Here is a 15,420-nt window from a genome sequence, read left to right on the forward strand (position 1 = left end):
TCTTTTATAAAAAAAGATACAGGAATAGCCCAAAAAGAATATTACCGGACTCGCAAGCTCGTGTCAAGATGCTAAGAAGGAATCATTTTTTAAGAAAAAATGAATTTAAATACTGCACCAGCCTCCGTCAATCCATAAATTCAACCGATGTATCCACGAATTTTGGTGGTGAATCCAAAAGTTTTGGCCTTTAATCCACGAGTTTTGCTCCTCAATCCACATTTAGTCACATATATATGACAGACCCCAACTTTCTCTTGCTTAAAAAAAACCGGCACCTCTCAGGCACCGGTTCTTATGACTTAAAGATTTTCCTCTTCCTCATCAGCGAGGTCTTCGTCTTCTTCGTCATCATCTTCGAATTCTTCATCATCTTCATCGAATTCTAATTCTTCATCTTCATCATCGTCGTCATCATCATCTGCAAGATCATCGTCTTCTTCAACGAACTCATCTTCTACTTCTAACTCATCGAAATCTTCATCATCGAAGTCCTCTTCAAAGTCATAGTCATCTTCAGATGCTTTTTTACGTTTTGTAGGTTTGTTGGTAGCACCTAGTTCTTCCTCAGAGCTCTCAACTGGGTACCACGTTTTTAATCCCCATTTATTATCGCCCAATGAAACGAAGCGTCCATCGATATTCATATCCGTGTAAAAATACGCAATTCGGTTTTCAACTGCAGTTTTAGACAAACCTTTAACTTCTGCGATCTGCTTAACTAAATCGTAGAATTGAATAGGCTGTTTTTCATTCTGCAAAATTTCAAATGCGATTTCGACCATAGACATTTCAACGACTTGCTCTTTCGTATACGTGTTCAACATAGCCACATCGGCACTTCCTTTCCTTCTCCACACTCATTTATATCAACACATTTTGCTCATTCTCTAGAAGAATCATACTCTTCATTATAAACAAATCCTATAAGGTTATGCCAGTAGTAATCTATCTTTTTTCAAATTTATCCTCTTTTAACAGTATCCAATATAAATAGGAGATGACTATTATCTCATTTTATAAATAGGAACATCAAAATATAGCATTAAAAATAGAACAACAAATACTGAAATAATCCACGCCATTAACGGCCTTTTATAATGAATTCTTAACAAGATGAACATTCCTATATTAAATAAAACGGACCAACCGATACTCCATCCATTATGATAGGAGAAGAGCTCTAATTTTGATAAAATCCACTCGGCAGAAATAAAAATAGCTACCCATCGTAAAATATATAAGATTTTTTTAAAAAGGTTATTTTCAGGAAAATGCGGCAGAAAAACAAGTACTGTTACAGGGAAAACAACAAATGAGTGAACCATTTCAATCAATGTATGATTTGGCAGCAATGCTTCTTCATAGAGCCACATGGGATGATTGTATGTAAGGATATTGTATAAAAAATTGCCTATGATCATAAAAAGGATTGTCGGGTAATACTTCTCCCAGTTTCTCCAGTCCCCCCATTTCCATCCAATGATTAACGCGATTCCTGCAATCAATATGTTCATATGTTGTTTTCACCTCACATTCTTTTTCCATTCACTTTTGTTCTGCTATCGAATGATTCCTTACTATTTTCAACATAATTTCCAAAAAAATTACTGATACTAGTAAGAACTTTTCCAACAAGAGGATTTGCATTTATGATTTTGAGTATTTTTATCCTTTTAAATTTAACGGTGTTTTTCTTTTTTTCATTTTCGGTAAGAAAGAATTACATATTCAAGAGATCACGGCTTATTTCTTTTTTGCGGTATTCCCGTGCAAAATCTTTCTGCCCTTTTATGTTTAGATTTAGGATGGATTACAATTTCAAATACTCAAAGTTTAGAATGGACGGTGCCCTGACCTATCGTAATTGGAATTTGATATATTCCATCCCTACATATCCTTTAGTCAGTTTGCTGCTGATTGGGGTATTTCATTTAATCAAAACTAATCTTCCGCTTGAAATAAAGAATCAAATCAATTAAAGACCCTGCCACCTGCAGGGTCTTTACCGACTATCCTTACAGTTCCAATCCATCTACAACACCGATCTCCGAAATCATCACATCAACTTTTACATTCACTTTCATATTTTTGTATTGCTGATCCCATTTCTTTTCATCCCAGTGTCTTGTACGGCTTCTTGCTTGCTCTCCAAATGCTAACGGATCGATACTCTTTCTTTGGAACTTTTTTATGAGCATTTCTGCTTCTTTATTTATCTTATCTTCCATCAATTTTTCTGCCTTTTCTACCGTTTTTGCTGTTACTCCTTCCCCTGTATATTCACGGATATAACCCTTTATCTTTAAATGAAGGGTGATTTCGGGAGCAGTGTGAATATTTCTGACGTCAAACTCTTTTCTTGTACTGATGCCTTGGATCGAAAAGTATTCGGTCTCCCCCTTCTCCTTTGTTTTCAACTTATACCCTGCCATTTTTATATTTTCATACAGCGATTTAAAAACGAACATATTTCGATAAGGAATTGAATCAACCATTTTCGTTCCCTTAAACAGAGCAAGTCCTTTTATATTGATCTCCTCACCTTTTAGATTAATTAGGGGCAATACCGGATCCATTCCTTTTGTATAATAAGCAGATAAAAAAAGGTGCAGGTTTGAAGTAGGGATCAAACCAAGATTCATGTTATGGTTTAGCTGTCTTTGGATATAACTGCCTGTGTCATACTCCTCGAACTTTTTTTGAAGCATCTCTTTTACTTCACCATCTACAACCGTTAAAAGCAGCCTTGAACCAACGCTTGGATCCCGATGAAAGGTATCAATAAAATCTTGGATTCCTAATTCCGCAACCTCTTTACTATAGAGAGCGACTTCCAACTTACCGTTCCCTACCGGCTTGTGTGATTTATGGTTTACATTACTTAAAGCTTCCTTACTTAAATTTCCTACAGTAGAAATAGTCTTATTCGATATCGTTTTATCCGGCATAATACGAGGCATTACTGCAGTAGCTTCAATCTTGTTCTTGCCTTTAGAGTCAAAACCTACTGCAGTAGACACTTCCAGCTCATCGATGATCTCTTTCTCAATTCTTCCGAAATACGAGACAACAATAAACACCAGCAGAGTCATGATAATCTTTTTTTTCATGTTTTTTTCCTCACTTTACTTAAAAGAGAAGAACAGACAAAAAGGAGTGGTATATACCCATATATAAAGTAAAGACCGATTTTTGAAACCCAGCTGTTTAACAGGTCAATCGATGCCCGATCTCTGAGTAACGTGTTAACAACTAAAGTAATCGTCAAAATGGCGATGAGCACCTTTTTTTGCTTCACATTGAATAGCCGCTTTGCTGTCCGGCTAGCGGCCCAAAATGCTAAACAAAGGTTAGGAAATATAACGACGACCCATGAGGCGATGCCGATATATTCAAACCGCTCAACAAAGGGAAACTTAATGATTTTCCACATTGTTAAAGTGGCCCATATCGTTCTTTTTAAGTGATCAGGGGTAAAGTAAACAAGGGAGATCAACATTAAATATAGATATACGAAGACTGTAAAAAGATTGCCATAATGTGCCCATTTTTGAGAGGTTTCCGGCTTTTTAATAAAAGGATAGTACACTAAAAGAAGTTCAAAACCTAAATAACTCAAGGTCATTGTTTTAAAAGAAGAAAGAATTTCTTTAATGGAATGATCGAATACGGGAAGCAGATTCCTGAAATTTGCAAATTCAAGCGGCGCCAAAAAAGTAAATATAAGATAAAACGGAACTACAACTCCCAGGAAACATGCACCGACTACTGTACGGAATCCACCAGAAATGATGTAATAAATGGCAATTAAATATACGAGAGAGAACGTCCACGTTTTCATTAACGGGAACATCCACACTTGCAGGACTTCTATAAAAGTACGAAGGATGGTGATCCCTAATGCAATTAAATACAACATAAAAAGAAAAGATAGCATACCCCCCATCCACTTGCCGAACGCATTTTCATGGATGGAGATGATATCTCCCTGCTCTTTATTCAGCATTTTGTACATCAGCCAAATCACAATGTGAATGGTTGCACCTGCTATCAAAACTGTAATCCAGGAGTCTTGTTCCGTATAAATCGCCACATACCGCTGGAATCCAAGTACCCCAACCCCAATTTGCATGCTATGAACAATGAAAAAGACTAATGATGGATTGATCAGGTATTGCTCTTTAACCGGTACTTTCATAAATAGTCTTCTCCTTGTCAAAATTTATTCATCGATATCCTTGCTCTCATTAGCCTTCTTTTTAGAAAACATGATCGTATCAGGCGATTGCAGTTCAATGGGTCTTTTATCTTGCATCTTAAATGGAAGACGGACAAAAGCGTCCTTTAAATCCTCTAATCGCGGAGGATAAATGGGCTCTAGATAAGGCCGGCCAAAAGACGTTAAGCGAAGCAGATGTCCCATTAAAAAAATAAACGCTATACCTATGCCGATAAGTCCCCATAACTCAGCAAACAAAAGAAAAGGAAAGCGGATTAAACGAATTGCATTGCCCATTTTGTAGACAGGTGTAGTAAATGATGCCAAAGCAGCTAATGCAACTATGATAAGCAGCACGTTACTTGTTAATCCAGCCTCCACTGAAGCTGTACCGATAACAATCCCGCCCACGATACCGATTGTTTGCCCTACCTTTGTAGGAAGCCTTGCCCCTGCTTCACGCAAGAGCTCAATCGTAAGCTCTAATATTAACGCTTCTAAAAATGGAGGGAGCGGAATTAAGCTTCTAGATGAAACGAGTGTAGCCATTAAGTCTTTTGGTATTAATTCATAATGATAATTAAGTACCGCTACATATACAGGAGTTACTAAGATAGAGAACGATACAGCAAATAAACGAATCACTCTTAAAACAGAGGCTAATTGCCAGTTGATGAAATAATCTTCCAATGCAGAGAAGAACTTGACCAGTGTAGTCGGACCAATAAGAGCATGCGGGGACCCATCTACCAAAATAACGATGCTTCCTTCAGCCAAAACACCTGCTACCCGGTCTGGACGTTCTGTGTCGATCAGCTGCGGAAACGGGGAATTATCATTATCTGAAATCATTTGAGAAATATATGAACTATCTAAAATTTGGTGGTATTTTAAATCTCCCACCCTCTGCAGCGCTGTATTAATATTTTCTTCATTTGCAATCCCTGTTATATATAACACTGCTATCCTCGTATGCGAAAGGCTGCCTACCGTGAACTCTTTTATCTCTAATTGAGGGATGGGCAGCCTTTTTCTAACCAAATTCAAATTGGTCGTTAAAGACTCCACAAACGATTCTTTCGGACCTACGACACTAAACTCTTCTTCAGGTATCGTAACTTCCCGCGCTTTATTCATTTCAGCTTTAACAAGTAATCCCTGTTTATCAGTTTTATTAAAACGAATTAATAATGAGCCTGTTAGCATCATCTTTTGAATAAGTTCAAGGTCGGTTGTTATTAAGATGTTTTCAATAGGCAAAGCTGCTTTTAGGTCTTCGAGTTTTTTAATTGATGAATTATTTAAAAACGGAAGAATATCCCGATGGATAATCTCAGCATCTACGAGTGAACCAAAGTATGATATCCAAAATGGTACAGGCGATTGCGGATTGTGAAAGTCTATAAAATCACCAGACTTTTTAAAATGCTCTATGATTTTATAGAGTGAACCTTCTTCTTTGTCCGAAGATTTTTTAAACCATTTCATATCCGAATCCCCTTTCTTTTTTCTAACAGCCGTCTTTCTCTACCGTTTTATCATTTACTTATAAAGTCACTATTATTTAAAGGAAATGTAAAAAGGCTGAGATTATAGAATCTCAGCCTAACCTTTAACATCATCATTTTGCCCGCAGGTTGTGTTTATTCGTTTCATCCAAAAATAAACGCCTAAATTAACACTATAAACAAAAAAATATGCTGCAAAAGAATGAAAGTATGTCCATTCATTATGTTTAAAAACATGAAACTGATTTGAAATCCATTCAAGCCCAAGGGTAATGAGTGAAGATACTAACAAATAAAAAAAGGCAGGGAAACCTTTTTTGTCCGAGATCTCAAAGACATACACAAACAGATATCCTGAGAGCGGGTAGATAAAAATATAAATGGCAAAATCAAACACTTCGAAATCTGGAATGTCCATAATATCGTATAGGTCATATGGAGGACCTGCCAGTATATGATCTAAACTTGCTGCTAAAAAGAAATTCAACGTGAAAATAACAGCAATTTGAGAATAAGAAATTTTTCTTTTTAAAACGGTCGCTACTATAATGAGAAAAATACATACCAAGATAATAAACCATTCATTACTGTTAAAAACCTCAGGAGCCCTCATTTAAGGACCGCCTCTTTTCTTAGTAATAATCTAAAAGAGGCCCAACAGCCGATTGATAACAACCAAATAACAAACCACTCAATTATTGAAAAAAAGATATTCCAATTATTAAAGTGTATTAAACCGAGAGAGTTATTGAAGAATTGAAGACCTATCAAAATCATAAACCAAAGACTTGTAAAGAAAAATTTATTCAAAGAATTGATGCTTTTAGAAGTATAAAAAAATACTAGCCAAAGGGTTAAGCCTGGTATGATAAACAGCCTATAAAAGGTTAAGATCCAGAAGGAAATAGCAGCATGTTCGACTTGAATCCATTTTTCATTGAGTTCTACAATATTTGAACAAATAAATAATAATGAAGAAGGAAAGATCCAGTTCATTACGATTTCGTATGGATGCAAATGTTTACGCGTATAAAAAGAGGATACGGCGAGTATAAGACTAAGTACAATTGAAATGACTAGATAAATAAACATACTGGCGGCACCTCCACATAGTCAAATTAATAAATACATCCGTTAGTATAGGAATACCATTTTCAAATCATTCCTCCTAAACGAATTTGGAACAAAAATAAAAACCATGGTACCTCTCTTTTAGAAGGGACCATGGTTATAAATGTTTAGTGCGGCTTACATGTTTCTACGATACTTTCCGCCTACTTCATAGAGCGCACTCGTGATCTGGCCAAGACTCGCATATTTTACTGTATTCATCAGCTCTTCAAAGATATTTCCGCCGTTAAGCGCAACACTCTTCAAACGGGCTAAAGCTTCACCAGCATGATCCTTGCTCGCTTCCTGGAAAGCCGCGAGATTTGTAATCTGCTGTTCTTTTTCATCCTTTGTAGCACGTGCCAGCTGCATATTGAACTCTTCTTCAGATGGCGGATTCGGATTTAAGTAAGTGTTAACTCCGATAATAGGAAGTGATCCATCATGCTTCTTCATTTCATAGTACATAGACTCTTCCTGGATCTTTCCGCGCTGATACTGAGTCTCCATCGCACCTAGTACGCCGCCTCTCGTATTCATACGCTCAAACTCTTGAAGAACCATCTCTTCTACTAGATCAGTTAATTCTTCAATAATGAACGAACCTTGAAGCGAATTCTCATTGCGTGCAAGACCAAGTTCTTTCGTGATGATCATCTGAATCGCCATCGCGCGGCGAACAGATTCTTCTGTCGGTGTTGTGATCGCTTCATCGTAAGAATTGGTATGCAATGAATTACAATTATCATACAGCGCCATCAACGCCTGAAGCGTTGTACGGATATCGTTAAAATCAATTTCCTGTGCGTGAAGTGAACGTCCAGAAGTTTGGATATGATACTTCAGCTTTTGGCTGCGTTCGTTTGCTTTATATTTATCACGCATTACAGTAGACCAAATTCTTCTCGCCACACGGCCGATTACGCTGTATTCCGGATCAAGTCCGTTTGAAAAGAAGAAAGAAAGATTCGGTGCGAATGCGTTAATATCCATCCCGCGGCTCAAATAATACTCCACATACGTAAAGCCGTTTGCAAGGGTGAACGCAAGCTGTGTAATCGGGTTTGCACCAGCTTCAGCAATATGATAGCCAGAAATCGAAACAGAATAATAGTTGCGCACTTGATGATCGATAAAGTACTGCTGAATGTCTCCCATCATACGAAGAGCAAATTCAGTAGAGAAGATACACGTGTTTTGTCCTTGATCTTCTTTTAAAATATCTGCTTGAACTGTTCCGCGAACAGAAGCAAGAGTCTTCGCTTTAATTTCTGCGAATTCCGCTTCATTCGGCTGACGTCCATTCTCATCTGCAAAAACTTTTACTTGCTGAGCAATCGCTGTGTTCATGAACATCGCAAGGATGATCGGTGCAGGACCGTTGATCGTCATGGATACAGATGTAGAAGGTGCGATTAAGTCAAAACCGTCATACAGCTTTTTCATATCGTCGAGTGTACAGATGCTCACTCCGCTCTCTCCGACTTTTCCGTATATGTCCGGACGGTAATCCGGATCTTCACCGTATAAAGTTACAGAGTCAAACGCCGTACTTAAGCGCTTCGCATCATCGTCTTTAGACAAGTAGTGAAAACGGCGGTTCGTTCTTTCAGGTGTTCCTTCCCCTGCGAACTGGCGCTTCGGATCTTCCCCTTTACGTTTAAAAGGAAAAACGCCTGCCGTATATGGGAATGATCCAGGAACGTTCTCTTTCATGATCCACTTTACGATATCTCCCCAGTCTTCAAACTTAGGAAGAGCCACTTTCGGGATATCAAGACCTGAAAGACTTTTCGTCGTCAGTTCTGTCACGATTTCTTTGTCGCGAATCTTCGTTACAAACTCTTTCTTGCTGTACATTTCTTTAAGCTCTGGCCATTCCTTCAGCATTTTTGAAGTTGCCGGCAAAATCTGTTCTTCCACTTTTTCTAACGCTTTATTTAAACCTGCTTCAACTTCAGCGCCCGCTGCGTCATACTCTTTTACCGTTTCAAGTGTTCCTTTGATCTGGAACGATTTACGCGCAAACTTTGCCTGTTCGTTCACCGTTTCATGGTATTTACGGACAGTCTGCGCGATCTCGTTTAAATATTGAGCACGCTCACCTGGAATGATCACGTTCTTCTTTGCAGTCATGGCTTCAGCTGCCGGCTGAATGCCCCAGTCCACACCAGACTTCTCTTCGATCACCTTCATCAAGTGATAAAACAATACGTTCGTGCCAGCGTCATTAAACTGACTCGCGATTGTACCGTAAACAGGCATCTCATCTAAGTCTTTATCAAACCAGTTGCGAGAACGCTGATATTGTTTCTTCACATCACGCAAAGCATCCTCAGAACCTTTACGCTCAAATTTATTGATCGCGATGATGTCTGCGTAATCGATCATATCAATTTTTTCAAGCTGCGACGGCGCGCCGAATTCGCTTGTCATTACATATAAAGATGCATCCGAAATCTCAGAGATTCCAGCGTCACCTTGCCCAATACCGCTCGTTTCAACAACGATCAGGTCATAGCCCGCTGCTTTTGTTACCGCGATAGCATCCTTAATCGCATCGGAAAGCTCAGAACGTGATCCGCGAGTAGCCAATGATCTCATATAAACGCGAGGATGGTAGATCGCGTTCATACGGATTCTGTCGCCTAAAAGAGCTCCGCCCGTCTTTTGTTTCGTCGGGTCGATTGAAATTATTGCGATTGTTTTATCTTCACACTCGTTTAAGAAACGGCGTACAAGTTCATCGGTAAGCGAGCTTTTCCCCGCTCCCCCAGTACCCGTGATCCCTAAAACAGGAACTTGCTTCTGCAATCCTTTTAACGCTGAAAGAGTCTGTTCTGCAGTCGCCGCAATTTCTTCAGGTGCTTGCTTCGCGTTCTCAGCAAGTGTAATCAGACGGGAAACAGAACGAACATCTTTTTCTTTTACCTTTTCGATCTCATCTGTTAACGAAGTAACCGTAGGATAGTCACACTCTTCTACCATAAAATTGATCATGCCCTGCAACCCTAGCAATCTTCCGTCTTCTGGTGAGAAGATGCGAGTTACGCCATAAGCATGAAGCTCCTTAATCTCAGGCGGGATAATAACGCCTCCGCCTCCGCCAAAAACTTTAATGTGGCCTGCTCCGCGCTCTTTCAGCAAATCGATCATGTATTTAAAATATTCCACGTGTCCGCCTTGATAAGAAGAGATCGCGATTCCTTGAACGTCCTCCTGTATAGCGGCACTTACGACTTCATCTACGGAACGGTTATGTCCAAGATGTATAACTTCACATCCGTTTGACTGGATGATTCTTCGCATGATGTTGATTGAAGCATCATGTCCGTCAAAAAGACTGGAAGCGGTTACAAATCGAACCGGATTTTTCGGCCGGTAAATATCAGTTTGAGCCATCTTTTTCATCCTTTCTTACGCTCCTTTTATGCCATGAAGCAGCTGCTGGAGCTGTAATTTTGTATATTCTTCAAGGGTATACATCTTTTGAAGCGCCCATCGTCTGAACGTCCACATCTGCCCGATGATCAAAATGTTATGTGCAGCAGCCTGGATCTCTTTTTCGTTTAAATCCAGCTCGCCCTCAAGCACAGCCTGTGATAATAACTTTTCAAAAATCGCTGTCATTTCAAGCTCTTTTTTCAGCACATACGGAAGTGCTTCCTCAGATAATGACTTGGCTTCCTGATACATAACCAGCACTTCATCCTGCATATCGTCCATCACTTTAAAATAAGCCGTGATCGCCTTCTCGACACCTTTAATCCCGCTGTCTGCCGAGTTGATATCCTGCTGCAGTCTCAGCTTAACGCCATCATAGATGCTGTCGCAGACAAGGTACAAAATATCCTCTTTAGACCGGATATATTCGTAAAGTGTGCCAATGCTGAAGCCAGAAGCTTTTGCGATCTCACGGGTCGTTGTGCGGTGAAAGCCATTTTTCTTGAATAAAGACACCGCAGCTTTTACCATCTCTTCGCGTCGCCTTTGAATGAGTTTTTCATCTTTTACGAGCGACGGCACTTCTTTCTTACCCAAATGGCCTCCCTCATTTCTCACTCATTTTCTCCTATTTGTCTGCCGGCTGAATTCGTTGTAGCAAGATTTGCTCTGCAGCTGTATAAGGGTCTGTAGTGCCTTGTTCTAAGTCGGCAAGCCAGGAGAATCCATTTTCTTTTTCATCTGTCCATACTTGCTGAAAAATCTCGTGCTGAACAACTTCCATCACTTCACGTTTCAGGTTGGAAAGCTTTCGAATACTTCCCTCTCCGCTCTCTATCAAATATTTCTTGTGAGCAAGAAGCGCTTCCCACAATTCTTGTAACCCTTTATTTTCAGTAGAAATCGTCTGAACAACAGGCGGCCGGTAAGGGCTGTCGTGTTTTACAAGGTCAAGCATCGCTTCAATCTCTGCTAATAACTTTGGAACGCCTGGCATATCCGCCTTATTCACGACAAACAGATCGGCGATTTCCATGATTCCTGCTTTAAATACCTGCACGACGTCCCCGCTACCCGGATTCAGAACAACAGCAACAGAGTCTGCGAGTTTCATAATATCGAGTTCAGACTGACCGACTCCTACCGTTTCTATTAAAATCACATCAAAACCATAAGCATCCATGAGCCGTACCGTTTCCTTGGTAGAACGTGACAGTCCGCCTAAGCTTCCGCGGGTTCCCATGCTTCGGATAAACACACCCGGATCGGTAAAATGATCGGCCATGCGTACACGGTCTCCAAGTATGGAACCTCCGCTAAAAGGACTTGTCGGATCCACTGCAACAACCGCTACCGTCAAACCTTTGTTTCGCAGAAAGGAAATGAGACGGTTAACGAGCGAGCTTTTTCCGGTACCGGGTGAACCGGTGATGCCGATCCAGTGCGCGCCTTTTTGCATCGGATAGATGCTTTTTAGAAGCTCTAGTTTATCTGCTCCGTTGTTCTCGGCAAGTGTGATGGCTTTTGCAAGTGCCCGTTCATCTTTTTGCTGGATGCGCTTGGCTAATGGATGCATGATTTCCTCCTAAAGTGATTTTAAAATCTTATGGAAGTAGTTGATTTCCGCTCCAGGTGCTCCCTTTCCGCGGGGCGTGCGGTGAGCCCGCAGGAGTCTCGCACCTTCCTCTCCAATCAACTGCAAGAGTGTTTTTAAAACCTATTTGTAAGCAACACTCTGTTTAGAAACATTTCTGTTAAAAGTAACTCCATTTCGAGGATGAACAGCCAAAAGATTCCTCAATCGCATCTCGACTTTAGATGGCTCGGCAGGAAGTTTTTCTAGCCAGAGTGTCGCAAATTTTCTAACTCTTAATCTTTTAAAAGCATTTTAGAAATTACGAGGCGCTGAATTTCCTGCGTGCCTTCGTAAATTTGGGTGATTTTCGCATCACGCATGTAGCGTTCAACCGGGTATTCCTTCGTGTACCCGTATCCGCCGAATACTTGAACAGCGTCTGTTGTTACTTCCATCGCAATATCTCCCGCAAAGAGCTTAGACATTGCTGATTCTTTTCCGTATGGAAGTCCTTCAGACTCTCTCCATGCTGCCTGATAGGTTAATAGCCTTGCTGCTTCTACTTTTGTTGCCATGTCAGCTAGTTTGAATCCGATACCTTGGTTTACACCGATTGGTTTACCGAACTGCTTGCGTTCTTTCGCGTAATTTACGGATGCATCAAGTGCACCTTGCGCGATACCAACCGCTTGAGCAGCGATACCGTTACGTCCGCCATCTAGCGTCATCATCGCGATTTTAAAGCCTTCACCCTCTTTGCCAAGAAGGTTTTCAGCTGGCACGCGGCAATCTTCGAAAATGATCTCTAATGTTGGAGATGAACGAATCCCGAGTTTCTTTTCTTTTTTCCCAAAAGAAAATCCAGGTGTCCCTTTTTCTACGATAAATGCAGAAACTCCTCTCGTTCCTGCTTCAATATCCGTGCGGGCAAACACGACATAAATTTCTGCGTCTCCAGCGTTCGTGATAAAGATTTTAGAACCGTTGATGATGTAGTGGTCGCCATCTTTTTTCGCAGTTGTTTTCATGTTTCCTGCATCAGATCCAGAACCTGGCTCAGTTAAGCCGTAAGCACCGATCTTCTTTCCTTCTGCCATCGGACGAAGGAACTTTTGCTTTTGCTCTTCATTACCGAACTTGAAGATCGGCCATCCTGCAAGTGATGTATGTGCAGAAAGGGTTACCCCAACTGACGCACACACGCGGGAAAGCTCTTCAACTGCGATAACGTATCCAAGGTAATCTCCACCGATTCCGCCGTACTCTTCTGGCCAAGGAATACCGCAAAGTCCTAGTTCACCCATTTGATCAAAAATCGCACGGTCAAAGCGCTCTTCTTCATCACGCTCAGCCGCTGTCGGTTCAACTTCATTTCTTGCAAAATCTCGCACCATCTTACGGATCATTTCATGTTCTTCAGATAATAAAAATTGCATCTTTATTCTCTCCCTCTTACCCTAGTAGGTGTTTGCTGAGTACCATACGCTGAATTTCACTTGTTCCTTCGTAGATCTGACACACTTTCGCATCACGGAACAGTCTTTCAACCGGATATTCCTTCGTGTAGCCGTATCCCCCGTATACTTGCACAGCTTCGATCGCTGATTTCATCGCTGTTTCTGAAGCGAATAGTTTTGCCATCGACGCTTCTTTTCCGCATGGCATGTTATTTGTCTTTAAGTCTGCCGCGCGATATGTTAACAGCTTTGCAGCTTCTACTTCTGTCGCCATGTCCGCCAGTTTGAATCCAAGTCCTTGATTCGCCCCGATCGGCTTGCCGAACTGTTTTCTCTCTTTTGCATAGTTCGTTGCATATTCTAAGGCAGCTTCTGCGATACCCAAGGATTGTGCAGCAATTCCGATCCTGCCCACATCCAGGTTGCTCATCGCGATTTTAAACCCTTCACCTTCATTGCCTAGCAGATTTTCAGCAGGAACACGCGCATCCTCAAAAACGATCTCGCACGTGTTTGATCCGTTTAACCCCATTTTTTTCTCTTTCTTTCCTACTGAAAAGCCTGGCGTATCTTTATCTACGATAAAGGCAGAGATCCCATAGCTTCCTTTGTCAGGTTCCGTTGAAGCAAACACGATATACACATCCGCTTCGCCTGCATTTGTAATAAAAATCTTCGAGCCGTTCAAAACATATTGATCACCTTGTTTAACAGCTCTTGTCTTTAGACTTGCTGCATCAGAACCTGAACTTGGCTCTGTTAATCCGAACGCACCAAGGTACTCTCCACTCGCTAACTTAGGAATGTATTTTTTCTTTTGTTCTTCATTCCCGAAATAAAGGATCGGATTCGTTCCGACACTCGTATGGACTGATAAAATCACACCGATCGTCGCGCTCACTTTTGATAATTCGTTGATCGCGATGATGTAAGATGTAAAATCCATCCCTGCTCCACCGTACTCTTCAGGGATCGGAATACCCATCAGCCCAAGCTCCGCCATCTTCTTTATAAGATGACGCGGAAACTCTTCCGTCTCTTCCATATGTTCAATGGCCGGTGCTATCTCTTTTTGCGCAAAATCCCGTACCATCTTCTGCATCATCTTTTGTTCTTCAGTAAACACGAGGTTCATGGTCTCTCCCCATTTCCTTTTTGAAAATCTAGCTTGGCACAGATGGAACAAGCTTTTGTGCCATCCGCGATCTGTCTTTCCCACAAAGACAAAATAGCTATTTGTCTTTGTTTGGGGTCAGACCCCTTATGCGTATGTGTAGAAACCTTTGCCTGTCTTCTTGCCTAACCATCCAGCTTTTACGTACTTTCTTAGCAACGGACATGGACGGTACTTATCGTCGCCGAAGCCTTCATGCAGCGTTTCCATAATATACAGGCAAGTATCGAGTCCGATAAAGTCTGCTAGTGTTAACGGCCCCATCGGGTGGTTCATTCCGAGTTTCATAATCTCGTCAACCGCTTCCGGTGTTGCAACGCCTTCATAGACCGCGAAAATTGCTTCGTTGATCATAGGCATTAAAATACGGTTTGAGATAAACCCTGGAAAGTCATTTACTTCTACCGGCACTTTTTGCAGTTTCTTTGATACCGCTTCGATCGTTTCGTATACATCATCAGACGTTTGCAGCCCGCGGATGATTTCTACTAGTTTCATAACCGGAACTGGGTTCATAAAGTGCATGCCGATCACTTTTTCAGGACGTTCTGTAGCTGCAGCAATTTCCGTAATCGGAAGAGATGATGTGTTTGATGCCAAAATCGTGTGGTCTGGTGCATATTGGTCAAGCATCTTAAACAGCTGCGTTTTCACGTCCATGTTCTCAACAACCGCTTCGATTACCAGGTCTGCTTTTGAAGCATTCTCTAGAGATACCGATGTCGTTAGACGGGATAGGATCGTTTCTTTTTCACTTTCCTCCATGCGCCCTTTTTCAACTTGACGATTCAGGTTCTTCTGGATATTTCCGATTCCCTTTTGAACGAATTCATCCTTAATATCATGTAAAATTACGTCGTAGCCTGCCATGGCACAAACTTGTGCGATCCCCGAGCCCATTTGTCCTGCGCCAATCACCATAATTTGAT

Annotated in this window: 12 protein-coding genes; all 12 read right to left on the reverse strand. The window is 41.0% G+C overall.

Annotated features, from left to right (window positions below):
* Positions 1–302: 302 nt before the first annotated feature.
* Positions 303–827 carry a DNA-directed RNA polymerase subunit delta gene (gene rpoE / locus ACFQ4X_RS15445; protein WP_379837194.1) on the reverse strand — a complete coding sequence of 175 codons (525 nt, stop codon included), beginning with the start codon at positions 825–827 and terminating at the stop codon, positions 303–305.
* A 180-nt stretch (positions 828–1,007) separates the two neighbouring features.
* Complete coding sequence (locus tag ACFQ4X_RS15450; protein WP_379836592.1) at positions 1,008–1,517, reverse strand: CBO0543 family protein; 510 nt, start codon at positions 1,515–1,517, stop codon at positions 1,008–1,010.
* A gap of 501 nt (positions 1,518–2,018) precedes the next feature.
* On the reverse strand, positions 2,019–3,113 hold the full coding sequence (locus ACFQ4X_RS15455) for a Ger(x)C family spore germination protein (RefSeq protein WP_379836594.1): 1,095 nt from the start codon (positions 3,111–3,113) through the stop codon (positions 2,019–2,021).
* Positions 3,110–4,201: a spore germination protein gene (locus tag ACFQ4X_RS15460; RefSeq protein ID WP_379836596.1), complete on the reverse strand. Its 1,092-nt coding sequence runs from the start codon at positions 4,199–4,201 to the stop codon at positions 3,110–3,112. Before ACFQ4X_RS15460 ends, ACFQ4X_RS15455 begins: the two co-directional genes overlap by 4 nt.
* Positions 4,202–4,225: 24 nt before the next feature.
* Entirely contained in the window at positions 4,226–5,710 is a 1,485-nt protein-coding gene (locus ACFQ4X_RS15465) for a spore germination protein (protein ID WP_379836598.1), read from the reverse strand.
* A 117-nt stretch (positions 5,711–5,827) separates the two neighbouring features.
* Positions 5,828–6,343, reverse strand: a complete 516-nt coding sequence (locus tag ACFQ4X_RS15470) for a hypothetical protein (protein WP_379836600.1) — start codon at positions 6,341–6,343, stop codon at positions 5,828–5,830.
* 635 nt (positions 6,344–6,978) lie between these two features.
* Positions 6,979–10,242, reverse strand: coding sequence for a fused isobutyryl-CoA mutase/GTPase IcmF (icmF, locus tag ACFQ4X_RS15475; protein ID WP_379836602.1), 3,264 nt, complete (start codon positions 10,240–10,242; stop codon positions 6,979–6,981).
* 15 nt (positions 10,243–10,257) lie between these two features.
* Positions 10,258–10,881 (reverse strand): TetR/AcrR family transcriptional regulator, encoded by a 624-nt coding sequence (locus ACFQ4X_RS15480; protein ID WP_379836604.1) that lies wholly within the window; start codon positions 10,879–10,881, stop codon positions 10,258–10,260.
* Between the two features lie 31 nt (positions 10,882–10,912).
* Positions 10,913–11,860: a methylmalonyl Co-A mutase-associated GTPase MeaB gene (meaB, locus tag ACFQ4X_RS15485; RefSeq protein WP_379836606.1), complete on the reverse strand. Its 948-nt coding sequence runs from the start codon at positions 11,858–11,860 to the stop codon at positions 10,913–10,915.
* 293 nt (positions 11,861–12,153) lie between these two features.
* Positions 12,154–13,296 (reverse strand): acyl-CoA dehydrogenase, encoded by a 1,143-nt coding sequence (locus ACFQ4X_RS15490; protein WP_379836609.1) that lies wholly within the window; start codon positions 13,294–13,296, stop codon positions 12,154–12,156.
* Between the two features lie 16 nt (positions 13,297–13,312).
* Entirely contained in the window at positions 13,313–14,452 is a 1,140-nt protein-coding gene (locus ACFQ4X_RS15495; protein WP_379836611.1) for an acyl-CoA dehydrogenase, read from the reverse strand.
* 126 nt (positions 14,453–14,578) lie between these two features.
* On the reverse strand, positions 14,579–15,412 hold the full coding sequence (locus ACFQ4X_RS15500; RefSeq protein WP_379837196.1) for a 3-hydroxybutyryl-CoA dehydrogenase: 834 nt from the start codon (positions 15,410–15,412) through the stop codon (positions 14,579–14,581).
* Positions 15,413–15,420: the final 8 nt, after the last annotated feature.

Source organism: Fictibacillus halophilus (assembly GCF_042680145.1).
Taxonomy (GTDB): Bacteria; Bacillota; Bacilli; order Bacillales; family Fictibacillaceae; genus Fictibacillus; species Fictibacillus halophilus_A.